Source organism: Polaromonas sp., assembly GCF_012927485.1.
Taxonomy (GTDB): domain Bacteria; phylum Pseudomonadota; class Gammaproteobacteria; order Burkholderiales; family Burkholderiaceae_C; genus Polaromonas.
Genome location: NZ_JABBPC010000004.1, coordinates 85,417 through 109,837, shown reverse-complemented (window position 1 = coordinate 109,837; position 24,421 = coordinate 85,417). Strand labels below are relative to the sequence as shown.

22 protein-coding genes and 1 tRNA gene are annotated in these 24,421 nt (G+C 55.1%); 5 read left to right on the top strand and 18 right to left on the bottom strand.

Annotated elements, in window-relative coordinates; translation table 11 throughout:
• Positions 1–90 precede the first annotated feature (90 nt).
• From clpB to HHJ16_RS01065, 7 genes are all read right to left on the bottom strand, one after another.
• Entirely contained in the window at positions 91–2,688 is a 2,598-nt protein-coding gene (clpB, locus tag HHJ16_RS01095; RefSeq protein ID WP_293639968.1) for an ATP-dependent chaperone ClpB, read from the bottom strand.
• Positions 2,689–2,827: 139 nt separating this feature from the next.
• Positions 2,828–3,301, bottom strand: coding sequence for a molybdenum cofactor biosynthesis protein MoaE (locus tag HHJ16_RS01090; protein WP_293639967.1), 474 nt, complete (start codon positions 3,299–3,301; stop codon positions 2,828–2,830).
• Complete coding sequence (locus HHJ16_RS01085) at positions 3,302–3,553, bottom strand: MoaD/ThiS family protein (protein ID WP_293639965.1); 252 nt, start codon at positions 3,551–3,553, stop codon at positions 3,302–3,304.
• Between the two features lie 24 nt (positions 3,554–3,577).
• On the bottom strand, positions 3,578–4,873 hold the full coding sequence (gene glp, locus HHJ16_RS01080; protein WP_293639963.1) for a gephyrin-like molybdotransferase Glp: 1,296 nt from the start codon (positions 4,871–4,873) through the stop codon (positions 3,578–3,580).
• A gap of 80 nt (positions 4,874–4,953) precedes the next feature.
• Positions 4,954–6,369 (bottom strand): threonine synthase, encoded by a 1,416-nt coding sequence (gene thrC / locus HHJ16_RS01075; RefSeq protein WP_293639962.1) that lies wholly within the window; start codon positions 6,367–6,369, stop codon positions 4,954–4,956.
• The gene (locus HHJ16_RS01070) at positions 6,369–7,691 is read right to left on the bottom strand and encodes a homoserine dehydrogenase (protein ID WP_293640017.1); all 1,323 of its coding nucleotides are present in this window, start codon (positions 7,689–7,691) and stop codon (positions 6,369–6,371) included. The genes thrC and HHJ16_RS01070 overlap by 1 nt, the downstream gene beginning before the upstream one ends.
• Before the next feature lie 47 nt (positions 7,692–7,738).
• The gene (locus HHJ16_RS01065; RefSeq protein ID WP_293639960.1) at positions 7,739–8,962 is read right to left on the bottom strand and encodes a pyridoxal phosphate-dependent aminotransferase; all 1,224 of its coding nucleotides are present in this window, start codon (positions 8,960–8,962) and stop codon (positions 7,739–7,741) included.
• 217 nt (positions 8,963–9,179) lie between these two features.
• Between HHJ16_RS01065 and HHJ16_RS01060 the strand changes: the two genes are divergently transcribed.
• The 3 genes from HHJ16_RS01060 to HHJ16_RS01050 all read left to right on the top strand — a co-directional run bounded on the left by HHJ16_RS01060 (position 9,180) and on the right by HHJ16_RS01050 (position 12,023).
• Entirely contained in the window at positions 9,180–9,578 is a 399-nt protein-coding gene (locus HHJ16_RS01060; RefSeq protein ID WP_293639958.1) for an Mth938-like domain-containing protein, read from the top strand.
• Between the two features lie 121 nt (positions 9,579–9,699).
• Positions 9,700–10,176 (top strand): peroxiredoxin, encoded by a 477-nt coding sequence (locus HHJ16_RS01055; RefSeq protein WP_293639956.1) that lies wholly within the window; start codon positions 9,700–9,702, stop codon positions 10,174–10,176.
• A gap of 164 nt (positions 10,177–10,340) precedes the next feature.
• Positions 10,341–12,023 (top strand): PhoH family protein, encoded by a 1,683-nt coding sequence (locus HHJ16_RS01050; RefSeq protein WP_293639954.1) that lies wholly within the window; start codon positions 10,341–10,343, stop codon positions 12,021–12,023.
• A gap of 117 nt (positions 12,024–12,140) precedes the next feature.
• Here the strand turns inward: HHJ16_RS01050 and HHJ16_RS01045 are convergent.
• From HHJ16_RS01045 to uvrB, 10 genes are all read right to left on the bottom strand, one after another.
• A tRNA-Val gene (locus HHJ16_RS01045) sits at positions 12,141–12,215 on the bottom strand.
• Between the two features lie 29 nt (positions 12,216–12,244).
• On the bottom strand, positions 12,245–12,967 hold the full coding sequence (gene dnaQ / locus HHJ16_RS01040) for a DNA polymerase III subunit epsilon (RefSeq protein WP_293639952.1): 723 nt from the start codon (positions 12,965–12,967) through the stop codon (positions 12,245–12,247).
• Positions 12,968–13,174: 207 nt separating this feature from the next.
• A complete protein-coding gene (fdx, locus tag HHJ16_RS01035; RefSeq protein ID WP_293639950.1) occupies positions 13,175–13,513 on the bottom strand; it encodes an ISC system 2Fe-2S type ferredoxin in 339 nt (112 codons plus the stop codon).
• 40 nt (positions 13,514–13,553) lie between these two features.
• Positions 13,554–15,416 carry a Fe-S protein assembly chaperone HscA gene (gene hscA, locus HHJ16_RS01030; protein ID WP_293639948.1) on the bottom strand — a complete coding sequence of 621 codons (1,863 nt, stop codon included), beginning with the start codon at positions 15,414–15,416 and terminating at the stop codon, positions 13,554–13,556.
• 31 nt (positions 15,417–15,447) lie between these two features.
• A complete protein-coding gene (gene hscB, locus HHJ16_RS01025) occupies positions 15,448–15,966 on the bottom strand; it encodes a Fe-S protein assembly co-chaperone HscB (protein ID WP_293639946.1) in 519 nt (172 codons plus the stop codon).
• A 96-nt stretch (positions 15,967–16,062) separates the two neighbouring features.
• Positions 16,063–16,386, bottom strand: coding sequence for an iron-sulfur cluster assembly protein IscA (iscA, locus tag HHJ16_RS01020; RefSeq protein ID WP_293639945.1), 324 nt, complete (start codon positions 16,384–16,386; stop codon positions 16,063–16,065).
• Positions 16,387–16,415: 29 nt separating this feature from the next.
• The gene (gene iscU, locus HHJ16_RS01015; RefSeq protein WP_293639944.1) at positions 16,416–16,802 is read right to left on the bottom strand and encodes a Fe-S cluster assembly scaffold IscU; all 387 of its coding nucleotides are present in this window, start codon (positions 16,800–16,802) and stop codon (positions 16,416–16,418) included.
• Between the two features lie 78 nt (positions 16,803–16,880).
• Positions 16,881–18,098 (bottom strand): IscS subfamily cysteine desulfurase, encoded by a 1,218-nt coding sequence (locus HHJ16_RS01010; RefSeq protein WP_293639942.1) that lies wholly within the window; start codon positions 18,096–18,098, stop codon positions 16,881–16,883.
• Between the two features lie 95 nt (positions 18,099–18,193).
• Positions 18,194–18,730 (bottom strand): Fe-S cluster assembly transcriptional regulator IscR, encoded by a 537-nt coding sequence (iscR, locus tag HHJ16_RS01005; RefSeq protein WP_293639941.1) that lies wholly within the window; start codon positions 18,728–18,730, stop codon positions 18,194–18,196.
• Positions 18,731–18,942: 212 nt separating this feature from the next.
• Positions 18,943–21,075: an excinuclease ABC subunit UvrB gene (gene uvrB, locus HHJ16_RS01000; protein ID WP_293639940.1), complete on the bottom strand. Its 2,133-nt coding sequence runs from the start codon at positions 21,073–21,075 to the stop codon at positions 18,943–18,945.
• Between the two features lie 171 nt (positions 21,076–21,246).
• Here uvrB and HHJ16_RS00995 point away from each other — a divergent pair, with 171 nt between their 5' ends.
• On the top strand, positions 21,247–22,443 hold the full coding sequence (locus HHJ16_RS00995) for an amino acid aminotransferase (protein ID WP_293639938.1): 1,197 nt from the start codon (positions 21,247–21,249) through the stop codon (positions 22,441–22,443).
• Between the two features lie 52 nt (positions 22,444–22,495).
• On the opposite strand, the gene HHJ16_RS00990 is transcribed toward HHJ16_RS00995, so the two are convergent.
• Positions 22,496–22,984 carry a DUF2837 family protein gene (locus tag HHJ16_RS00990; RefSeq protein ID WP_293639936.1) on the bottom strand — a complete coding sequence of 163 codons (489 nt, stop codon included), beginning with the start codon at positions 22,982–22,984 and terminating at the stop codon, positions 22,496–22,498.
• Positions 22,985–23,031: 47 nt separating this feature from the next.
• Here HHJ16_RS00990 and HHJ16_RS00985 point away from each other — a divergent pair, with 47 nt between their 5' ends.
• Entirely contained in the window at positions 23,032–24,288 is a 1,257-nt protein-coding gene (locus HHJ16_RS00985) for a DUF4010 domain-containing protein (protein ID WP_366557451.1), read from the top strand.
• Positions 24,289–24,421: the final 133 nt, after the last annotated feature.

Genomic DNA, 24,421 nt, shown 5'->3' with positions numbered 1-24,421 from the left:
TGATTCAGTACCGACACCCAATCAGAAAACACAAGCAGCTGGCAGAAAAATGGCGTTTTTCAACGCCAGTTCATGGGATGCCTTGCTGCGTTAAGCCGCCACCCCAAAACTAAAAACCCCCGGTGCACGGATCGGGTCCACCCCGACTGGAATCACACTCTTGGGCGGAAAGCGGCCTTCAAGCAGCAGTTTGGACAGCGGGTTTTCAATCCGCTGCTGAATGGCGCGTTTCAGCGGCCGCGCACCATAAACCGGATCAAAGCCCACCTTGGCCAGCTCGGCAATAGCAGGCTCCGATACTTCCAGCGTCAAGTCCATCTTCTGCAAGCGCGCTTGCAGCACTTTGAGTTGGATACGAGCGATGGCCTCAATGTTTTGCGCATCCAGCGCGTGGAACACTACGGTCTCATCGATCCGGTTCAAAAATTCAGGACGGAAATAATTTTTGAGCTCGTCCGTCACCGCGTCCTTGATCTCTTCCGTCGGCCGTCCGACCATCGACTGAATCAGGGGTGAACCGATGTTGCTGGTCATCACAATCACGGTATTTTTAAAGTCTACCGTGCGTCCCTGGCCATCGGTCAGGCGGCCATCGTCCAGCACCTGCAGCAAAACGTTAAAAACATCCGGGTGGGCTTTTTCAACCTCGTCCAGCAGGAGCACGCTATAGGGTTTGCGGCGAACCGCCTCGGTTAAATGACCGCCCTCCTCGTAACCGACATACCCGGGTGGCGCGCCAATCAGGCGCGCCACAGAGTGCTTTTCCATGAACTCGCTCATATCGACGCGAATCAGGTGGTCTTCGCTGTCGAACAAAAATCCGGCTAACGCCTTGCACAACTCGGTTTTACCGACGCCCGTGGGGCCCAGGAACAAAAATGAACCAGTCGGGCGATTCGGATCACTCAGACCCGACCGGGAACGGCGTATCGCATTGGCGACCGCACCAATGGCCTCGTCTTGACCCACCACGCGTTGATGCAGTTTGTCTTCCATAAGCAGCAATTTATCGCGTTCGCCTTGCATCAGTTTGCTAACGGGAATGCCGGTAGCGCGAGCCACGACTTCGGCAATTTCTTCAGCGCCAACCTGGGTACGAAGCAGCTTTGGCGCGTTGCTGGTGTCCTTGTGGGCTTCGCTGTCTTGCGCCTGCTTGAGTCGCTTTTCAAGCTCCGGCAACTTCCCGTATTGCAGTTCTGCGACCTTGTTGAAGTCGCCTTTGCGTGTAAATTCTTCGATCTGAAAGCGAATGCGGTCGATCTCTTCCATCACATCTTTGGAGCCCAACGCCTGCGCTTTTTCAGCTTGCCAGATTTCATCCAGGTCAGAGATTTCCTTCTGTAATTTGACGATTTCCTCTTCAATCAATCCAAAACGTTTCTGCGAAGACTCGTCTTTTTCGCGGCGCACGGCCTCGCGCTCGATTTGCAACTGGATCAACCGGCGGTCAAGCTTGTCCATCACCTCCGGTTTGGAGTCCCGTTCGATGCTGATCTTGCTCGCCGCTTCGTCGATCAGGTCAATCGCCTTGTCGGGCAGAAATCGGTCCGTGATGTAGCGATGTGAAAGCTCCGCCGCAGCGACGATGGCCGGATCAGTGATCTGGACCCCATGGTGCAGCTCGTATTTTTCTTTCAGACCCCGCAATATGGCGATGGTGGCTTCAACCGACGGCTCACCCACCAGAATCTTCTGGAAGCGTCGTTCCAGCGCGGCATCCTTTTCAATGTACTTTCGGTACTCGTCTAGCGTCGTGGCTCCGACGCAATGCAACTCACCTCGCGCCAACGCTGGCTTGAGCATGTTTCCCGCATCCATCGCGCCTTCCGCTTTACCGGCGCCCACCATGGTGTGTAGTTCATCAATAAAGACGATGGTCTGGCCTTCATCCTGGGCCAGTTCCTTCAGTACGGTCTTTAGCCGCTCCTCGAACTCACCGCGAAATTTGGCACCCGCCAGCAACGCCGCCATGTCCAGAGACAGCACCCGTTTACCTTTCAGCGAATCGGGCACTTCTCCGGCCACAATACGCTGGGCAAGACCTTCCACGATGGCCGTCTTGCCGACCCCTGGCTCGCCGATCAATACCGGGTTGTTTTTAGTGCGGCGTTGCAGCACCTGAATGGCGCGGCGAATTTCATCGTCGCGGCCGATAACCGGATCGAGCTTGCCCAGCCGTGCCCGTTCGGTCAGGTCCATGGTGTATTTTTTCAACGCTTCGCGCTGGCCTTCTGCGTCGGCACTGTCGACGTTCTGGCCGCCGCGCACGGCATCAATGGCCTTCTCAAGCGCTTTGCGACTCAGGCCGTTTTCTTTGGCCAGCTTGCCCACCTCACTTTTACTGTCGGTCAGGGCCAGCAGAAACAATTCCCCTGCAATGAATTGATCCCCGCGCTTGATGGATTCTTTTTCTGTGGCCTGAAGCAGTTTTGCGAGGTCGGGACCGATTTGAATCTGATCTTGCCCCTGTACCTGGGCCAGCTTTTTGACGGCGGCGTCGGCCGCCTGCATCAAACCATGGACATTAACCCCTGCTCGCTCGAGCACGGCGCGCGGCCCATCCTCTTGTCGCAGCATCGCTGCCAGCAGATGCGCGGGCTCGATGTAGCCGTTGTCGTTGCCCAGGGCCAGCGATTGGGCATCGCTCAGGGCTTCCTGAAATTTAGTGGTCAGTTTGTCTTGCCGCATGAAGTCACTCCGGGTAGAACTCTAAAAAAGTTGTCCCTTTAGATCTTGGGGCTTTTATGCAAATTTGCAAGCGACCTCAATGGAGCAAATTGAATTGAACACTAGCCGCATGAGAAAAATCAATCCCGGGCTTTTCAGCTCAAGCGTTGTTGGCGAGGATGCCCCACTGGGCTAGCGCAGCATCGTCGCTGACGCGCGCATCGACCCAGCGTGCTCCTTCGGGGGTCTGTTCCTTCTTCCAGAATGGTGCCTGAGTCTTCAGGTAATCCATCAAAAATTCACAAGCCTTGAAACTCTCACCCCGATGAGAGGCCGTTACGGCCACCATAACCACCTGATCCAGGGGCTGCAGAAGTCCTACCCGGTGAATCACCTGGACGGCAAAAATATCAAACCGCGCCACCGCTTCGTCGATCATCGCTTCGATGGCTTTTTCAGTCATTCCAGGGTAATGCTCGAGCTCCATGCTGTTGACGGTCAAACCGTCATTCAGGTCACGTACGGTGCCGATGAAGCTGCAAACGGCGCCAACGCGCTTGTCATCTTTGCGTAAGACCTGAATCTCTGCAGCAAGATCAAAGTCTTCAATCTGGATCGTCACGCGGGGCGTCATCTAGCCGCCTGTGACCGGGGGGAAAAATGCGACTTCGCAACCGTCGACCAAAACGGCAGACTCGTCGCTCATGATCTGGTTCAGCGCCATACGGACAGATTTTCCACGTGCCAGACTTCCGGCATGCGCGGGGCTCGCAGACAGGAGTTCGTCGCGCAAGGTCCCCAGGTTGGTGGCGGAAGTCTCCCGCAGCTCGCTGCCCTGTCCGATGGCTTCGCGGATAGAAGCGAAGTATTTGATGGTAATTTTCATTGGCGGACTTTCAGGCGCCAACATTCACGACATCAGGGCCGAAAACGGGAGAAATTGCACGGTGTCGCCATACGCAATGGCTTGACCGGGGGGATTGTCGACTAGCCCGTCGGCCCAAACGGCAGAGGTGAGCACACCGGAGCTCTGGTTGGCAAATAGCTCCAACCCACCCGCCTCATCGCGTCTCACACGCAAAAACTCTCGCCGCTTGTCGGCTTTAGCCCAATCGAAGTGGGCCGGCAGTGCTATAGATTTTGTAGCGATCTCGGTGGCGCCCTGGAGCTTGAGGATAAAGGGCCTGACCAACAACAGAAAAGTCACAAAGCTGGACACCGGATTACCTGGCAAGCCGATGAAATGCGCTGCCTTGACTTGGCCATAAGCAAATGGTTTACCGGGCTTGATGGCGATTTGCCAAAGGCTCAGTTCACCCAGCGCTTGCACTGCAGGTTTGATGTGATCTTCTTCACCGACCGAGACCCCGCCGCTGGTCAGGATAAGGTCGTGTTGCTGGCTCGCGCCTTTGAGCGCAGCTATCGTTGCATCGAGGCGGTCGGGCACGATGCCCAGATCGCTCACAGTGCAGCCCAGCCGCTGCAGAAGGGCTTTCAAGAAAAAGCGGTTGGAGTTGTAAATAGCGCCTGGTCGCATGTCGGCAGGCGCTACCGCGCCGGGCATGACAAGCTCGTCGCCAGTTGAAAACAAGGCGACCCGCACACGCTTGCTGACCTGGAGATGGGCGAAACCGATGCTGGCCGCCAGCCCCAAGGAGGCGGGGGTCATGCGTTCGCCGCGGTGCAGCACTACCGCGCCGGCGGCAACGTCCTCGCCACAGCGGCGAATCCATTGCCCCGGTTTGGGCTGAGCCTGGATGCGAACACGGGGATGTGGTTCGGTTCCTGCCGCCGACGTTTCGCAATCTTCCTGCATGACCACGGCATCGGACCCGGGAGGAATGGGCGCACCGGTAAAAATTCGTGCCACAGAACCCGGCAACAACGCCTGCCCATTGCTTCCCGCCTGAATGCGCTGGGTCACCTGAAAAACCGTGTTGGAGTTTTTCCAATCAGTACACCGAACGGCATAACCATCCATGGAACTGTTGTCGTGAGCGGGAACATTCAGACTGGCTACCAAGTCCTGGGTCAACACACGGCCATCCGCATCAAAAGTTGAAAGGGTCTCGATACCTGGTAACGGTGCGGCCCGAGCCAGCAGCTCCGCCAGCGCGACGTCAAAGGGCTTGAGAGATGCTCGCGCAGCGGGCAAGGCACTGGCTGGCGTTGTGGGTATGGCAGCGTTGGAGGGAGCGAGGCTCATGGCAATAGGTCCGGAACGGGCGTGATCAATTTTGAGTGGCCAGTCTTGATTGTTGAGCGAAATCTGGGCTGTGACCGAATTTAATGCACATTGCTGGCGATGTAACGCTTGATTACGGCCACGTCGGCCGGCAACACCCTGACTCGTTTGGGCAGGGACTCAATACCCTCAAACCTGGCGGGCCGGTCTGGGGATTTACCCAGCGCTTCCTCAATGGTGGCAGCAAACTTAATGGGAAGTGCTGTTTCCAGCACGAGCATGGGCACGCCGGGTTGAACCTGCTCCCGCGCTACCTTCAAACCATCGGCGGTGTGGGTGTCGATCATGGTGCCAAAGCGCTGGTAAGTATCGCGAATCGTGGCCAGTCTATCCGCGTGGGTGCTTTTGCCACTCACAAAGCCGTAGCGCTGGGCGGCCGATTTGAAGGCGGGGTCGAGGCTCAGATCGAAACGGCCGTGTTCAGCCAACTGGTCATGAAAAAGCGCTTTGGTTCGGTCACCATCCCGGCCAAGCAGGTCAAATACAAAACGCTCAAAATTCGACGCTTTGGAGATGTCCATCGACGGGCTGGACGTCTCGTGGGTATCGGCGCTGCCTCGCACTCTGTATACGCCGCTGCGGAAAAACTCGTCAAGTACGTCATTCTCGTTGGTGGCAACCACCAGCTTGTCGACCGGCAGGCCCATGCTGCGCGCTACATGGCCGGCACAGACGTTGCCGAAGTTTCCCGAAGGCACCGTGAAGCTGACCGTCTCATCATTTGATTTTGTGGCCTGGATATAGCCCGCAAAGTAATAAACGACCTGGGCCATCAGGCGCGCCCAATTGATGGAGTTAACCGTCCCGATTTTGTATTGGCGTTTGAACTCCAGATCGTTGGAAACCGCTTTCACAATATCCTGGCAATCGTCAAACACGCCTTCAACTGCAATGTTATGGATGTTTTCATCCTGCAAGCTGAACATCTGCGCTTGCTGGAATGGGCTCATGCGGCCCTTCGGCGAGGTCATGAAAACGCGCACCCCCTTCTTGCCGCGCATGGCGTATTCCGCCGCGCTGCCGGTGTCGCCGCTGGTGGCTCCAAGAATATTGAGTTCTTCACCGCGACGGGTCAGTTCATATTCGAACAGGTTACCAAGCAATTGCATGGCCAGATCTTTAAAGGCCAGCGTTGGACCATTCGACAAGGCTTCCAGGTATAGCCCACTTTCCAGCGGCCGAAGCGGCACAATCTTCGCCGTACCAAAAATGGCTTCTGTATAGGTTTTGCGGCAAATGGCCAGTAGGTCTGCGGCAGGAATGTCGTCAATGTAGAGCGACAAAATCTCGAACGCCAAATCCGCGTAAGGCAGATTGCGCCACGCCGTCAGGGTTGCGTCGTCAACTTGCGGATAGTGCTCAGGCAAGTACAAACCGCCATCCGGCGCCAAGCCTTCGAGCAGAATTTCGCAGAAACGCTTGCGGTCACTGTGCCCGCGCGTTGAAAGGTAACGCATTAAGCGAGCTCCTCCTTGCGGATGCGCGTGATGGGCGCAAGCACGGTGGGCAGCGCCTGAATCTCCGCCAGCGCCTCGTTCATCCGCGCCTCCAAGCAGTCATGTGTGAGGATGATAAGGTCGGTTTGGGTGGCCCCTTCGCCGCCGACTTCATCGGCTTCGCGTTGTAATACGGCGTCAATGCTGATGCCAAGCGATGCGAGAATGCCGGTGACTTTGGCCAGCACGCCAGCTTCGTCGGCCACCTTGAGGCGCAAATAGTAGCTGGTCACCACCTCGGACATCAGCAAGACGGACAGGTCACTCATTGCGTCGGGCTGGAACGCCAGGTGCGGTACGCGATGTCCGGGGTCGGCCGTATGAAGCCGTGCAATGTCGACAAGATCAGCAATCACCGCGCTGGCGGTCGGCTCGCTGCCAGCGCCCTTGCCGTAATAAAGCGTGGTACCGACGGCGTCGCCCTGCACCACAACCGCGTTCATCGCACCCTCAACATTGGCGATCAGGCGTTTGGCCGGCACCAGGCTTGGGTGCACGCGCAATTCGATGCCCTTCGCGACACGCTTGGTAATGCCCAGCAGCTTGATGCGGTAACCGAGTTGTTCGGCATAGCGAATATCTTGCGCTGCCAGATTGGTGATGCCCTCGACATAAGCCTTGTCGAACTGCACCGGAATACCAAAGGCAATGGCGGACATCAGCGTCACCTTGTGGCCCGCGTCCACGCCCTCAATATCGAAGCTTGGATCAGCCTCGGCATAACCCAGGCGCTGCGCTTCTTTCAGTGCCACGTCAAAGTCCAGCCCTTTGTCGCGCATCTCCGAAAGAATGAAGTTTGTTGTGCCGTTGATGATGCCGGCAATCCACTGGATACTGTTGGCGGTCAGGCCTTCACGTAACGCCTTGATGATGGGAATGCCGCCGGCGACGGCCGCCTCGAAAGCGACCATGACACCCTTGCGGTGCGCTGCGGCAAAAATCTCGGTCCCGTGCACTGCAAGCAGGGCCTTGTTGGCGGTGACCACGTGCTTGCCGGCCTCAATCGCCTCCAGTACCAATGCTTTGGCAATTCCGTAGCCACCGATGAGTTCAACCACAATGTCGATGTCCGGGCTGGCCACGACCTTGCGCGCATCGGCTACCACCTCAACCCCGTCCCCCACTGCAGCCCGCGCGCGCGCTACGTCAAGGTCGGCCACCATCGTGATCTCAATTCCTCGGCCAGCGCGGCGGCGGATCTCTTCCTGGTTGCGTTGCAACACATTGAAGGTGCCGGTCCCGACAGTACCCATACCCAAAAGGCCCACCCTGATCGGGCTCAAGTTGATTGATTTCATAGTAGCTAGGAATTCTTATTAAAAAACGAAAATCAAATGCGTTTACTGCGGTACGCCTCAAGAAACTTGGCAATCCGCCCAATGGCTTCTCGAAGGTCGTCTTCATGCGGCAAAAAGACGATACGAAAATGGTCCGGCGCCGCCCAGTTGAAGCCGGTGCCCTGCACCAGCAAGACCTTGGTTGCCTTCAACAGATCGAGGAAAAACTGCCGGTCGTCTTTGATGGGATAGACCTCGGGATCGAGTCTGGGAAACATATAGAGAGCCGCGCGGGGCCTGACACAACTGACCCCCGGAATCGCGGAGATTAACTCGTACGCAAGGTCGCGCTGACGCCGCAGGCGCCCTCCCTCGCCCACCAGGTCATTGATGCTCTGGTAGCCACCCAAGGCGGTCTGGATCGCCCACTGGCCGGGCACGTTGGAGCACAGCTTCATGTTCGCCAGCATGTTGAGGCCCTCAATGTAGTCCTGCGCCAGCTTCTTGGGTCCAGACACCACCAGCCATCCCGCACGATAACCGCAGGAACGGTAGCTCTTGGACAGCGAATTGAAGGTCAGCGTAAGCACGTCCGTCGACAGGCTTGCAATGGCGGTGTGTTTGACGCCGTCGTACAGCACCTTGTCATACACCTCGTCCGCGAGAATCACCAAGCCATGTTCCCGCGCGATTTCGACGATGCCCTTGAGCAGTTCGTCGGAATACAGTGCGCCGGTTGGGTTGTTTGGGTTGATAACCACAATGGCTTTGGTCTTGGGTGTGATCTTGGCGCGAATGTCGACCAGGTTCGGCATCCAGCCGTTGTCCTCGTCACACATGTAGTGCACCGGCGTGCCGCCCGACAGACTCGCGCTTGCCGTCCACAAGGGATAGTCGGGGGCAGGCAGTAGCAACTGGTCGCCGTCGTCGAGCAACGCATTGGTGGCCATCGCGATCAGTTCGCTGGCGCCGTTGCCCAGGTAAATGTCGTCGAGCAGCACGCCCTGGATACCCTGCTTCTGCGTTTCGTGCATTACCGCCTTGCGCGCCGCGAAAATACCCTTGCTGTCCGAGTAGCCGGCCGAGGCTGGCAGGTTGCGGATCATGTCCTGCTGAATTTCCTCAGGCGCATCAAAACCGAACGCCCCGAGGTTGCCAAGATTAAGCTTGATGAGCTTTTGCCCGTCTTCCTCCATCTGCTTGGCGGCGTCCATGATGGGTCCGCGGATGTCGTAAAGGACATTGGCTAACTTGGCAGATTTGGTGATCGGTTTCATGATGTTTTTTTAATGTAACGGCAAGACCGTTGTAGTTGTCGCAAAGCAACCGCGCTGGAAACGCCCGAGCTCATCAGGAGCAATAACCAGCACTACAACGGAAAATTCAAGCGTAATTTATAATTTGACCACACAAAACGCGGCTTTCTCTTGGAAAAAGTACGTTAACAACGGCTGTCTGCGGCCATTTGCGACTTCCACAACGCCCTGAATGCCCATGAAACTTCAACCAGACCATTTCGATGTTCAATCCATCCTCGGCTATGGCCCCGGGTGGATCGGTCTGGGCCGCAACGGTACGGCTGAAAAAATCGAGCAAAGCATTGTGATTGGCTCCCGCGGCGAGAAATTTGACTGGAAGTGCGCGCACTTCGATCAGCTTACTGAAGACCATTTCACCCTCCTCGCCAAAACGCAACCGGAACTGGTTATTTTCGGGAGTGGTTCGCGATTGCGGTTTCCACCCCCTGCACTTTTGCGCGGACTTATTGACTGTCACATAGGTCTTGAAACCATGGACACAGTTGCAGCTTGTCGCACTTACAACATCCTGGCGGGCGAGGGCCGCCGAGTAATTGCAGCCTTGTTGATTGAGCCAGATGGCACGGAAGGCTGAAACGCCCTTCTTTCAGAGTAAAATCTAGGGTTGCACTTGACACGACACGCGGAACTACCACCCGGGTTCGTTGTCAAAGGGCACGGCTAATTACAACTACTTTCGTCAGGGTCTACTCAGTATGGCAGTCGTCGTCAATAAACCTCTTCCCGAATTTGAAGCGAACGCTACAGGTGGCCTCAGGGTTTCTAACCAAACGCATCTGGGCAAAGTCGTGGTGCTGTACTTTTACCCCAAAGACAACACCCCGGGCTGCACCACTGAAGCAATGCAGTTTCGCGACCGCTACAAGGATTTTGTCAAGGCCGGCGCTACCGTATTTGGTGTCTCTCGCGACAACATGAAGTCTCATGATGAATTCAAGTCCAAGCTTGAGCTTCCTTTCGAGCTGATTGCAGATACCGAAGAAAAAATGTGCCACATGTTCGGCGTGGTCAAAAACAAAATCATGTACGGAAAAAAGGTCAAGGGCATTGAGCGCAGCACCTTCCTGGTGGGTGCCGATGGTCTGTTAAAAAACGAATGGCGTGGGCTGAAAGTTCCCGGTCACGTTGACGACGTACTTAAGGCTGTAAAGGCTCTTAAAAAGCCCGCCTGAAAACGATTCGGCTCTCGTTAGTAATTGTGGATTGTCCTGCCGCAGGCGTTATGCATAATCGGTGCATATGGGCGATCTTTCAAACTGAAATCAAAAAAAGCCGCCTTGGTCCCAAGGCGGCTTTTTTATGTCCAGAAACCTTAATTTAGAGAGTTTTAAGCCCAATGCCCCTGCCTTCCGCTCCAACGAAACGTGCCTCATTACTCATCCCCAGCGCTCTGGATGCACCCGCGCGCTTGCCCTCCAAGGCTCCACGAAAGATGGGGCGCGCTGAATCTACCCATAAAGCGCCAACAGTGGCATTATTTGACAGCCTGGCACCACGCAATGGCGACCATCCGGTGCCGGATAAAGGAAAAACGTCAGGCAGTCTGGTGACAACAGTTTCGGACAGTTCTAGAAAAGAAAGTAGTCCGTTGTCCCCGCCCGTGGTGAAGCTGAAAAAAACCAAGCGCATAGGGCAAGCCAAACTTTTTGTGTTGGACACCAATGTGCTGATGCATGACCCGATGTGCCTGTTCCGCTTTGAAGAGCACGATATCTTTTTACCCATGATCGTGCTCGAAGAGCTCGATGGACATAAAAAAGGTATGACCGAAGTGGCTCGCAATGCGCGCCAAACCAGCCGTTCACTGGACGCGTTGGCAGGCGCTCACGGCGCCGACATTGGCAAGGGCCTTAAGTTGGACACGACTGGACACCCGGAGGCGGGTGGCAACCTATTCTTCCAGACCAAACCACTCGATTACACACTCCCGATAAGCCTGCCGCAGGGTAAAGCGGACAACCAGATCCTCGGTGTGGTCGAGGCCCTGCGCAAGGAATTTGCTCCGCGCGAAGTAGTACTGGTTTCTAAAGATATCAACATGCGCGTCAAGGCAAGAGCTCTTGGGCTGGCCACCGACGACTACCAAAGCGATAAAACGCTAGAAGACGATGACCTGCTGTATGCCGGCTCGCTGGCCCTGCCAGCGGATTTTTGGACGCGCCAGAGCAAAACCGTAGAAAGCTGGCAGCAAGGCAGTCATACCTTCTACCGCATTGCGGGGCCGATAGTGGCCAGCTTGCTAATTAACCAGTTTGTATTTTTTGAGGTGGCGGGGGAGCCGCCGCTGTATGCCCGCGTTACTGAAATACAGGCCAAAACGGCGGTACTTAAGACCCTCAAGGACTACACCCATCTAAAGAATGCCATTTGGGGCGTGACCATGCGCAATCGCGAACAAAACTTCGCGATGAACCTGCTCATGGATCCGGAAGTAGACTTCGTCACGTTGGCAGGCACGGCGGGCACCGGCAAAACGCTGATGGCGTTGGCCAGCGGCCTCACGCAAGTGCTGGATGATCGCCGCTACACCGAAATCATCATGACACGTGCTACGGTATCGGTTGGCGAGGATATCGGTTTTCTGCCTGGTACCGAAGAAGAAAAAATGGGCCCGTGGATGGGTGCGCTCGACGACAACCTGGAAGTTCTGGGAAAATCTGACAGCGGCACCGGAGAATGGGGCCGGGCGGCGACCAATGAGTTGATACGTTCACGCATCAAGGTCAAAAGCATGAATTTTATGCGCGGCCGGACCTTTCTCAACAAGTACGTCATCATTGACGAGGCGCAAAATCTTACGCCGAAGCAAATGAAGACTCTTATCACCCGCGCCGGGCCGGGTACCAAAATTGTCTGCATGGGCAACCTCGCGCAGATTGACACGCCTTACCTGACCGAAGGCTCCTCAGGGATGACCTTTGCGGTTGACCGCTTCAAGGGATGGCCACATGGTGGGCACATTACACTGGCTCGCGGCGAGCGTTCCCGTTTGGCTGATTTCGCCAGTGAGGTACTCTGACTCTCGCCGCAAGGCGTTTTTGCAATTCAAAGGTTGCAGGGGAAAGAAAAAGAACTTAGAACCGTTGAAATAAAGAAGGCCAAGTCATTCGACTTGGCCTTCTTTTTCTTCAAAATTTGGTGGGCGGTGGAGGCTTCGAACCTCCGACCCTTGCAGTGTGAGTGCAATGCTCTACCCCTGAGCTAACCGCCCTAATAATCAGCCTCTGATTATATGCTTTTTTAGATCAATTTCTGAACACTTGCGGACACTACTCGCCAAACGGTTTTCCCTTTGCTGGCCTTGTCAATATCAGCGAGTAATTTATCGTGGTCGGCGATTTCCTGGTCATTGGCTGCCAATAGCGGAAGATCAAAAGAGTGCAGGTCGACAAGCGGCGTGGCATCCCCGTCTTGAGTCCTTCCGCCCAGGTCCATCATCAGGCTATTTTGTCCCCGTGTTAAGTTGATATACACGTCGGCCAGCAACTCGGCATCCAGCAAAGCGCCGTGCAAGGTTCTGCCAGAATTATCCACTTCCAATCGATCGCACAGGGCATTCAACGAGTTGCGTTTGCCCGGAAACACCTCTTTGGCCAGCATCAAACTGTCGATGACCTTGGCCACGCAGTGTCCAATAGGCGCCCTTCCAATCAGCTCGAGTTCATTGTTTAGAAAACTCACATCAAACGGCGCGTTGTGGATGATGATTTCAGCGCCTTGCAGATAGTCCAGTAGCTCGCCCACCACTGCGGAAAACTTTGGCTTGTCTTTCAGAAACTCATTGCTGATGCCGTGGACCTTAAGCGCGTCTTCATGGCTATCGCGTTCCGGATTCAGATAGAAATGCTTGTTGTTACCTGTGAGCTTGCGACTCACCAGTTCCACACAACCAATTTCAATAATACGGTCGCCGTTTTCGGCGGAAAGACCGGTTGTTTCAGTGTCTAAAACGATTTGGCGCATGACCTAACTATAGCGCGGCAATTCGCTCGAAAGCGAGGTTCCACAAGTCAAGCGTCAATAGCTTCATTCTGGATGGGAGGCTTCCGATAATTACCCTGCTCGGTTCATACTGTATTGCAACATCTGGCCTGCGGATTCGTCGGGAAAACAGCGACTTGGCGCCTGTCGAGGCAGGCATTTAGCGCAGCATCGCCGGAGCCAGCAACATCAATGGTTTTCCTTTGCGTGGTTGATGGAGTATTTAGGGATCTCAACCGTGACGTCGTTCTGCGCCAGAAAAGCTTGACAGCTTAGACGAGAGTTCGGCTCTAGCCCCCAAGCGCGGTCAAGCAGATCTTCTTCGCTCTCATCGAGCGAGTTCAGCGAATTGAAACCTTGCCGCACAATGACATGACAAGTCGTACAGGCACAACTCATGTCGCAGGCGTGCTCAATATTGATCTTGTGCTCAAGCAAGGCCTCACAGATGGAAGTGCCCACAGAGGCCGTGATTTTCACGCCTTGAGGACAGTATTCGGGATGAGGCAGTATTGTGATGATAGGCATGTTGTCAATCCGACTTTTTGGGACCGGGGCGGGACGTCATTCAAACCGCCCCGATGTTTTTTCCGGCGAGCGCTTTCTGGATGCCTCGATTCATGCGCTGGGCGGCAAAAGCCTCAGTGCCTTTGGCCAGCCGTTGGGTGGCCACTTCAATGGTGGCCGCATCGCCACGCGCACGCGCATCAATGACGCCGAGTATTAATTCGTCAATCTGCGACCGCTCCTTTGGCCTTAACAGTTCCGAGTCCGCCGCCAATGCGCTCCGCGTCGCCAGAATCATGCGATCTGCATCAACCTGCGCCTCGGCCAGTGTGCGTGCCTGCATGTCTTGCTGGGCGGTTGAAAAGCTGTCTTGCAACATACGGGCGATCTCATCGTCCGACAAGCCATAGGAAGGCTTGACGTCAATCCGCGCCTCGACTCCACTGCCCTGTTCCCTGGCATTGACGCTGAGCAAACCATCAGCATCCACAGTAAACGTCACGCGTATGCGCGCAGCTCCTGCAGCCATCGGAGGGATTCCGCGCAACTCGAAGCGTGCAAGACTTCGGCAGTCTGCCACCATATCCCGCTCCCCCTGCACCACATGAAGGATCAATGCCGTCTGGCCATCCTGGTAGGTGGTGAAGTCTTGCGCCATGGCGGTTGGTATGGTCTGGTTGCGTGGCACGATCCGTTCGACCAGTCCCCCCATAGTCTCGATGCCCAGTGAAAGAGGAATCACATCGAGCAGCAGCAAATCTGCACCCGTATGATTTCCCGCCAGCTGGTTGGCAGAGATGGCAGCCCCCAAAGCAACCACCTCGTCAGGATTGAGGTTAGTCAACGGTTCACGACCGAAAAAGCGGGCTACCGCTTTGCGCACTTGTGGCATACGTGTCGAGCCACCTACCAATACAACGCCATCAATGTCGTCTTTGGCCAGCTTGGCATCACGCAAAACCTTGCTCACGGCCGACAAGGTACGCTGGGTGAGATGGGCTGTTACAGCCTCAAAATCTATCGATTTCATCTCAAAACTGATCGATGCTTTGGCCAGCTGGACAGAAAACAGCACTGAATCTGCGAGCGTTAAAACCTCTTTACAGGCCCGCGCCGCTTGCTGCAAGGCCACTTTGTTCGAGGCGGTTAGATCGGCGGCCCCCAAACCCGATTTGGCAAGCACCCAGTTCACCAGTGCCCGATCATAGTCATCACCTCCGAGCGCGGAATCACCACCGGTAGCCACTACTTCAAACACGCCCTGCGTCAGCCGCAATATGGAAATATCGAAAGTTCCTCCGCCCAGATCGTAGATGGCATACACGCCTTCGCTGGCATTATCCAACCCGTAGGCGATGGCAGCAGCGGTGGGCTCATTGATGAGGCGCAGCACATTCAGTCCGGCCAGTTGTGCGGCATCTTTCGTTGCTTGGCGCTGAGCATCGTCGAAATACGCGGGCACGGTGATAACTGCGCCGTAGATATCATCATTGAAACTATCTTCGGCCCGATACCGCAGCGTCGCGAGAATTTCAGCGCTGATTTCAACCGGACTTTTCTCGCCGGCAACGGTCTGTAAAGTGACCATGCCGGGCTTATCGTTGAGCTGGTAGGGCAGCTGCGCGCGGTTGCCGATGTCATTGATACCACGCCCCATCAGCCGTTTGACAGAAGAAACGGTGTTGTACGGATCTTCTACCTGGGCCGCCAACGCCTCAAAGCCGATCTGACGCCGTTCGGCATCCAGATAGCGCACCACGCTTGGCAAAATCATTCGTCCCTGCGCATCAGGCAGACATTCGGACAAGCCGTTGCGCATGGTGGCCACGAGTGAATGCGTCGTCCCCAGATCAATGCCAATTGCAATGCGCCGCTGGTGCGGATCTGGCGTCTGGCCGGGTTCGGATATTTGCAAAAGTGCCATAGCGTCTTTTTGTTTTATTTCTTGGAATAGCTTATTGGTCCAGTTGGTCGATGCGGGCATCCACCTCACTGGAAAACCGCCCGATAAACATAAGGCTTCTGACTTGGTGGGCAGCGGCAACAAAGTCCCGCTGGTGGTCGATCATCTGTGCTATTTTGGCCAGTTGATCGAGCTCACTGGATGCAGCGAGGGCGGCGATTGCCTCCAAATCCTGAACGGTTTCAGCTTCCTCCAATGCTTCGCGCCACTGCATTTGCTGCATCAGGAAATCGGTCGGCATGGCCGTGTTGTGTTCAGCATTGATAGGGGCATCATGCAGTTCGCATAAATAGCTCGCCCGCTTTAAGGGATTTTTAAGTCGCTGGTAGGCCTCATTGATACGCACCGACCATTGCATGGCGATGCGCTGGGAAGCCGCGCCGTGGGCTGCAAACTTGTCAGGATGCGCCTCGCGTTGCAACTCTTTCCAGCGCGCGTTGAGCACGACGCGTTCTTGCGCAAACTGCATGGGCACGCCAAAAAGTTCAAAGTCGGTCGATTGAAGATTCATGTCAGGGAAAAGCCGCCAGCACGATTCGTGTGGGCGGCTTCAAAACGGCGTAAACGCAGCAGCGGAAAGTTATTGAAAATTCGGCATGGTCACCCATCAAACGCGGAAACTCTCTCCACAACCGCAGCGATCGCGCTCATTGGGGTTGATGAACTTGAAGCCTTCGTTCAGACCTTCTCGAACAAAATCGAGTTTTGTGCCGTCAATATAGGCCATGCTCTTTGGGTCCACCAGCACCTTGATGCCGTTGTCTTCAAACACGACGTCTTCGGGCGCTATCTCGTCGGCATATTCGAGCTTGTAGGCGAGGCCTGAACACCCGGTGGTTTTGACGCCCAACCGCACGCCGACGCCCTTGCCGCGTTTGGCGATATTGCGAGTCACATGGCGGGCAGCGGCATCGGTCAGGGTAACGGACATTCAAATCACTCGAAAGTTAAACCAACCAATTAGTGCGTGTGTTTTTGCTTGTAATCATTCACGGCGGCCTTGATGGCGTCTTCCGCCAAAATAGAGCAATGAATTTTGACTGGCGGCAGCGCCAGCTCTTCCGCAATGGCGCTGTTCTTAATGCTTGCCGCCTCATCCAGCGTCTTCCCCTTGACCCACTCTGTCACGAGCGAACTGGAAGCGATTGCCGAGCCGCACCCATAAGTTTTAAAGCGCGCGTCTTCGATTACACCGGTAATCGGATTAACCTTAATTTGCAGCTTCATTACGTCGCCGCAAGCCGGCGCACCCACCATGCCGGTGCCCACCGTTTCGTCGCCCTTTTCAAAGGAACCTACGTTACGGGGATTTTCATAGTGGTCCACCACTTTTTCACTGTACGCCATGATTAACTCCTGAGTTCTGGTTGCTTGGCAGATGGCCTAATCCGGGTATGCCGGAACAATCGGACGCGCCTGTTGGTCTTAATGAGCGGCCCAAGAAATGGTCGACAGGTCGACGCCCTCCTTGAACATCTCCCACAGCGGTGACAGTTCACGCAACCTGTCCACATTTTCCTTAATAGTTGCAACCGCGTAATCAATCTCTTCTTCGGTCGTCCATCGGCCAATCGTCATGCGCAAGCTGCTGTGTGCCAGTTCGTCGCTACGGCCCAATGCGCGCAATACGTAGCTCGGCTCAAGGCTGGCCGAGGTGCAGGCCGAACCGCTTGACACGGCCAACCCCTTGATCCCCATGATCAGCGACTCGCCTTCAACAAAGTTGAAGCTCATATTGAGGTTGTGCGGAACCCGCTTTTCAGCATGACCGTTGAGAAATACTTCCTCTACGTCTTTCAGGCCATTGAGCATGCGCTCGTGCAAGGCCCTGATACGCTGGTTCTCGGCATGCATCTCGGCTTTAGCGATGCGATAGGCCTCGCCCATGCCCACGCACTGGTGAGTCGGTAAGGTGCCAGATCGCATGCCGCGCTCATGACCACCACCGTGCATTTGAGCTTCCAACCGCACGCGGGGCTTGCGCCGTACGTACAGCGCGCCGATACCTTTAGGGCCGTAAGTCTTGTGTGACGTCAAGCTCATCAAGTCTACCGGCAATGTCGCCAAGTCGATGTCCACTCGGCCGGTCGCCTGAGCAGCGTCCACGTGGAAAATGATACCTTTCTCACGGCACAAGGCACCGATGGCGGGAATATCCTGGATCACACCAATTTCGTTGTTAACGAACATGACGCTGATCAAAATAGTGTCGGGTCGAATAGCCGCTTTCAACGCATCCAGGTTGAGCAGACCGTCGGCCTGCACATTCAGGTAAGTCACTTCAAAGCCTTGGCGTTCCAGTTCGCGGCAGGTGTCGAGCACGGCCTTGTGCTCGGTCCTGACCGTAATGATGTGCTTACCCTTGGTCTTGTAAAAGTGCGCGGCACCTTTTAGCGCCAAATTATTGGACTCCGTCGCGCCGCTGGTCCAGACGATCTCGCGTGGGTCGGCGCCGATCAGGTCAGCAATTTGCCCACGCGCTTTCTCTACCGCGGCCTCTGCCTCCCACCCCCAAGCATGACTCCGGGAAGCGGGATTACCGAAATGCTCGCGCAACCACGGGATCATGGCATCTACAACCCGCGGGTCGCAAGGATTGGTGGCACTGTAGTCCATGTAAATAGGGAAATGTGGCGTATCCATGAACTAGTTCTTTAATTTAAACGCTGGCTTGAAGCTCAAAATCATCACGTCAATGGGATTTAAGCAAAGCCAAAAATACTCTGAGAATCGCCCCATCAAGACTTGGAAAAGACATTGCCTAGGGCGAATACGGAATTTGGTGCATTCACGCGAATAGGCTTCGCAATAGGCGACGTAAAAATAGCTTTTTTCACTTGTGGCGTGTTCTCGATCACCACCCCTTTGGCGAGTTGGTCATCCACCAGCTTTTGCAGAGTTACGGAATCCAGGAACTCCACCATGCGGTTATTTAAGGTAGCCCACAATTCATGTGTCATGCAGCGACTACCCTCGCCCATACAGTTTTCCTTACCACCGCACTGGGTTGCGTCGATCGGCTCATCCACGGAGACAATAATGTCGGCCACCGTGATCTCCGATGCTTTCCGGCCCAGTGTGTACCCGCCGCCGGGCCCTCGAGTGGACTCAACCAGTTCATGGCGGCGTAGCTTGCCGAACAATTGCTCAAGGTAAGACAGGGATATCTGCTGACGCTGGCTGATAGCAGCCAATGTGACCGGACCATTATTTTGGCGCAGTCCTAGATCAATCATTGCAGTGACCGCGAAGCGGCCTTTGGTCGTGAGACGCATAACGAACTCCTTAAAATTAGCTTGGCTGTCCATATCACCCTAAAAGCTTGTGGCCTAAAGGGGGCTCTTGTTCCGGCCGCCGATATCTGTCAACTGGTTATGGCGGGGGTTCTTATCACCAGCAAACTGTTTCCGACTATTTTTGTCAAGTATACCGCAAGTCAGAATTTTCTGGCCTGCGGCCTAGAACTTGCCTTGACCCCCTAGACAATCTATGTTGCATTGGAGGAACCTGGAAAAGGTGGTGGCAAAACTGGCGGGATATTGTCAGTACCGGGTGCGCCGAAGGCCTGTTCTTTCAAAACGTGTAATTGATCCCTGACCCTTGCGGCCTTTTCGAATTCAAGATTCTTTGCGTGCTCGATCATTTGCTTTTCAAGCCGCTTGATCTCACGCGCAATATCTTTCTCGCTCATGTCTTCCACAAGCGCTTTTTGCATCTCAAGTTTTTCTGCTTCCTTGCCAGATTTCTCACTGTACACCCCGTCAATCAGGTCCTTGATACGCTTAACGACGCTGCGCGGGGTGATGCCGTGCTCTAGATTAAATGCGATTTGCTTGTCGCGGCGACGCTCAGTTTCACCCATGGCCTTTTTCATGGAATCCGTGATGCGGTCGGCGTACAAAATAGCCCGGCCATTGATGTTCCGGGCAGCGCGTCCTATGGTCTGGATCAGACTGCGCTCTGATCTTAAAAAGCCTTCCTTGTCGGCGTCCAGAATGGCGACGAGCGAAACCTCCGGTATATCCAGTCCTTCGCGCAATAAGTTGATGCCCACCAGCACATCAAATGCCCCTAAACGGAGGTCACGCAAAATCTCCACCCGCTCGACTGTATCCACATCGCTGTGCAAATAACGCACTTTTACGCCGTTATCGCTCAGGTAGTCGGTAAGTTGCTCGGCCATCCGCTTGGTCAGCGTGGTGATCAAAACCCGTTCGTTTTTATCGACCCTGATCCGTATCTCCTGCAGGACATCATCCACCTGATGGGTCGCCGGCCGAACCTCCACCTGCGGGTCAACCAGTCCTGTAGGCCTGACGACTTGCTCCACCACCTGTCCGGCATGTTCCTGCTCGTAGGCAGCGGGTGTCGCCGACACAAAGACCGCCTGCTTCATCTTGGATTCGAACTCTTCAAACTTGAGTGGCCGGTTGTCTAGTGCGCTGGGCAGACGAAACCCATATTCCACCAAGGTGGTCTTGCGCGCCCTATCGCCGTTGTACATGGCATTGAGCTGCCCGATCATCACGTGGCTTTCGTCAAGAAACATCACCGAATCCTTCGGCAAGTAGTCACACAGCGTCGATGGCGGCGAGCCTGGAGGTGCGCCGCTCAGGTGGCGGGTGTAGTTTTCAATTCCCTTGCAGTGACCAATCTCGCTAAGCATTTCAAGATCAAACCGGGTGCGCTGCTCGATCCGCTGGGCCTCGACCAGCTTCCCGCTAGCTACAAACTGGCTCACGCGGTCAGACAACTCCAGCTTGATCGTTTCGATGGCTGCCATGACCTTGTCGCGCGGCGTCACGTAATGGCTTTTGGGATAAACCACAAAGCGCGGGATTTTTTGCCGAATGCGACCCGTAAGGGGGTCGAACAATTGCAGCGACTCGATCTCGTCGTCAAACAGCTCAATCCGGATGGCCAATTCAGAGTGCTCAGCCGGAAAAATATCGATGACATCGCCGCGGACACGAAAGGTGCCCCGTGCGAAATCCTGATCGTTCCGTTTGTATTGCATGCGGATCAGACGCGCAATGACGTCGCGCTGACCCATTTTGTCGCCTAGACGCGCAATGAAACGCATCTGCGTGTAATCCTCTGGCGCACCGATACCATAAATCGCACTGACGGTGCCGACAATAATGGTGTCGCGCCGTTCCAGCACGCTCTTGGTGGCCGAAAGGCGCATCTGCTCAATATGCTCGTTAATAGCCGAGTCTTTTTCAATAAAAAGATCTCGCTGAGGCACATAGGCTTCAGGCTGGTAGTAGTCGTAATAACTGACGAAATACTCCACCGCGTTCTTCGGGAAAAACTCACGGAACTCGCTGTAAAGCTGAGCCGCCAGCGTCTTGTTCGGCGCAAACACGATTGCGGGTCGTCCCAAACGCGCAATGACATTGGCCATGGTGTAGGTCTTGCCCGAGCCGGTCACACCCAGCAGGGTCTGAAACACCTCACCATCGTTGATGCCCTCCACCAGTTTTTCGATCGCCTGGGGCTGGTCGCCCGCCGGCAGGTAAGGTTGAAACAACTCGAACGGCGAGTTCGGGAAGCAGATGAACTGACCCACACCAGCGGGTTCTTCTGACTCGGTGATAACTTTTAGTGCTTCTGGCATAAACCTCTTGCTCAAGCCCCGCTAAAATTCAGGGCAACCTCGCAGAATACGACATTCGGGCGAAGATGGGAATTACTGGCCCACAATTGCCTCACAGATTAGGTGATTCCCGGAAAATAAAAGGGATAGCCGACCCAAGTCCATCCAACTTTCACATTCCAAGGAGTTTTTATGCCTCTGTTTACCGCTGTTGAAATGGCCCCCCGTGACCCGATTTTGGGTTTGAACGAACAATTCAATGCCGACAGCAATTCTGCCAAAGTCAACCTGGGCGTAGGCGTGTATTACGACGACAACGGCAAACTTCCTTTGTTGAAATGCGTGCAGGTTGCTGAAAAGCAGATGATGGAAAGCCCTAAAGCCCGAGGCTATCTGCCGATTGATGGCATTGCTGCTTACGACGATGCCGTCAAAGGCCTGGTTTTTGGTGTCGAAAGCGAGCCCGTCATGTCAGGCCGGGTTGCGACCGTGCAGGGAATTGGCGGAACCGGTGGCTTGAAAGTTGGCGCTGATTTCCTGAAGCACCTTAATCCTCGCGCTAAAGTGCTCATCAGCGACCCAAGTTGGGAAAATCATCGCGCATTGTTCACCAACGCCGGGTTTATCGTTGAAAACTACCCCTATTACGATGCGGCGAGCCGAGGCATCAATTTCGCCGGCATGCTGACGGCCCTTAACGCCGCACCACAAGGCACCATCGTGGTCCTGCACGCCTGCTGCCACAACCCCACGGGCTATGACATTACCCCGGAGCAATGGGATGAGGTAATTTCTGCCGTCAAAGCCAGGAATCTGATTGCCTTTTTGGATATGGCCTACCAAGGGTTTGGTCAGGGTATCTCCGAAGACGGTGCCGTCATCGGAAAATTTGTGGCCGCAGGTCTCAGCTTTTTAGTATCGACCTCTTTCTCCAAAAGCTTTAGTCTTTATGGTGAACGCGTCGGTGCCCTGAGCGTGCTGTGTGCGACCAAGGAAGAAGCCAGCCGCGTGCTGAGCCAGCTCAAAATCGTGATCCGTACCAACTACAGCAACCCACCTACCCACGGGGCCACCGTCGTCGCTATGGTGCTCAACACGCCGGAACTACGGGCCATCTGGGAGAAAGAGCTGGCCGGAATGCGCGTCCGCATCAAGACCATGCGCCAAAAACTCGTGGAGGGTCTCAAGGCGGCGGGCGTGAAAGAAAATATGAGCTTCATCACTACCCAAATCGGCATGTTTAGCTACACCGGCCTTACAAAAGACCAGATGGTACGTTTGCGCAACGAGTTTGGCATCTATGGCACCGACACAGGTCGCATGTGCGTAGCAGCGCTCAACAGCAAAAACATAGATTACGTCTGCGCCTCGATTGCCAAGGTTATGTAAAGGACCTCGCCCTCACAATACCGCTCTCGGGTGGGGATTTACCGCAAATCGGCTAGCAATGAACGCAATAGCCAAATCGGATGGCACAAGAAGATCCTGCGCCAGCAGCGTTCCGTCGAGACGACTGCCGACTGCCGACTAGCCACACTATGAACTTTCTGAACTCCAGCTCAGAAACCTTGCCCTCCACCACATCGTCAGTCATAACTGACATGTACGGGTCAATAAATACAAACATCTTGATGGCGGCCGCCCCATTCACAACCGATGACAGCGTGCTTAAGGTGATGCGCAGTTCTGACTTGAAGTAGCCAGCATACAAGGATGCGAAGAGGTCTGAGGTCGAAAGCGCTACGGCGGCAATGTTCCATAGGACGACCCAGTGCGAGATGCAATGATCCATTCGCATGTTGGTAAGGTCGCCGGCGCAGGCAAGGTTGCAGCATCGTTGAGCCGGGCAAGGCCGCCTTGAAAAAGCCCGCGCGCTAGCATTGAAAGAATAAAGCGGTTTAACTGAAAGTGGCACCAAGAATATTGGCATTATTACCGTTGTAAAAGTCACATAATTACCCGGAAAGGACAGCAAAAATTTCAGGCTTTACAGATCAACCGGCGCTGCTCGGCCTGTGTGTCGCACTCGGCATCGGCCTTCTGGTTGGTGCGGAGCGGGAGCGTCGCAAAAAGACCGGCCCGACGAGAGGCGCTGCAGGCATTCGTACGTTTGCTGTGTCCGCTTTGCTCGGAGCGGTTAGTGTTATGGCAGGTGGCGGGCTGGGGCTGGCAGCGGCTGCGTTGATGGTCGGTGCGGGCGCCTTTATCGCCTACCAGCGAATACAAGACCAGGACCCTGGCATGACGACAGAGTTTGCACTGCTATTGACGTGCTTGCTGGGCGGCTTGGCGATCCGTGATTCAGTCTTGGCCGCAGGTGTAGGGGTGGTACTCGCCCTGTTGTTGGCAGCGCGTGACCGGCTCCACCACTTTGTCCGCAGCGTGCTCAAAGAGCAAGAACTGAACGACATTATTTTGTTTTCCGCCATGGCGTTGATTGTGTTACCACTGGCACCAGACCGCTTCATGGGGCCATTCGATGCACTCAATCCACGTGCAATTGCACGCTTAATCGTGGTGGTTATGGCGATCAGCGCCCTCGGGTACGTGGCCATGCGATCCCTAGGACCCCGGTATGGTTTGCCTCTGGCCGGGTTTGCATCAGGCTTTATCTCCAGCACGGCCACCATTTATTCAATGGGCGAACGCGCATCTCGCCAGCCAGCCCTCATGAGCAGCGCGGTCGCCGGAGCCGTCCTGTCATCCATTGCCACGATCATTCAAATGACGGTTGTGATTGGGCTGGTGCAAACCTCGTTATTAACTGCTCTCGCGTTGCCACTGACGTTTGGCGGTCTTGCCGCCTGCCTGTACGGGCTTTTCTTTGTTGTGCGAAAGACAACTGTCCGCGCCAACGCGAGTCCAGTTGTAGCGGTAGGTCGGGCGTTTGATCTGAAAACAGCAGCTGGATTTGCCGCGTTAGTCAGTCTGGTGCTGCTGATATCAGCGGGATTGAACGCTTGGTTAGGGCCGCGCGGTATGTTGCTGGGTGCGGCAGTGACAGGTTTGGTCGATGCGCACGCGACTGCTGCGTCGGCAGCATCCTTGATGGCCGCCAGCAAGATTTCGAGCGCTCAGTCCGTGGGGCCGATTCTGGTAGGCCTCACCGCAAACACCTTGATGAAAGCGGTAGTCGCATTCAAATCAGGAGGCGCTCGCTATGCAGCGCGTATCGTACCGGGTCTTGCTTTAATGATCATTGCGGTTTGGCTGGGCGCCTGGCTAGGGCCTTGACAATAGATTTCCCAAGAGCTTTTTTGTAAACAGTCTTGAGGTAGGAAACTGCGGTCTTGGTCCACGCTCCGGGAGGCCCGCATCAAGGGCCCTCATTTTCCGTTTAAACGCGTCGCTTCGCGTCGATGGGTCA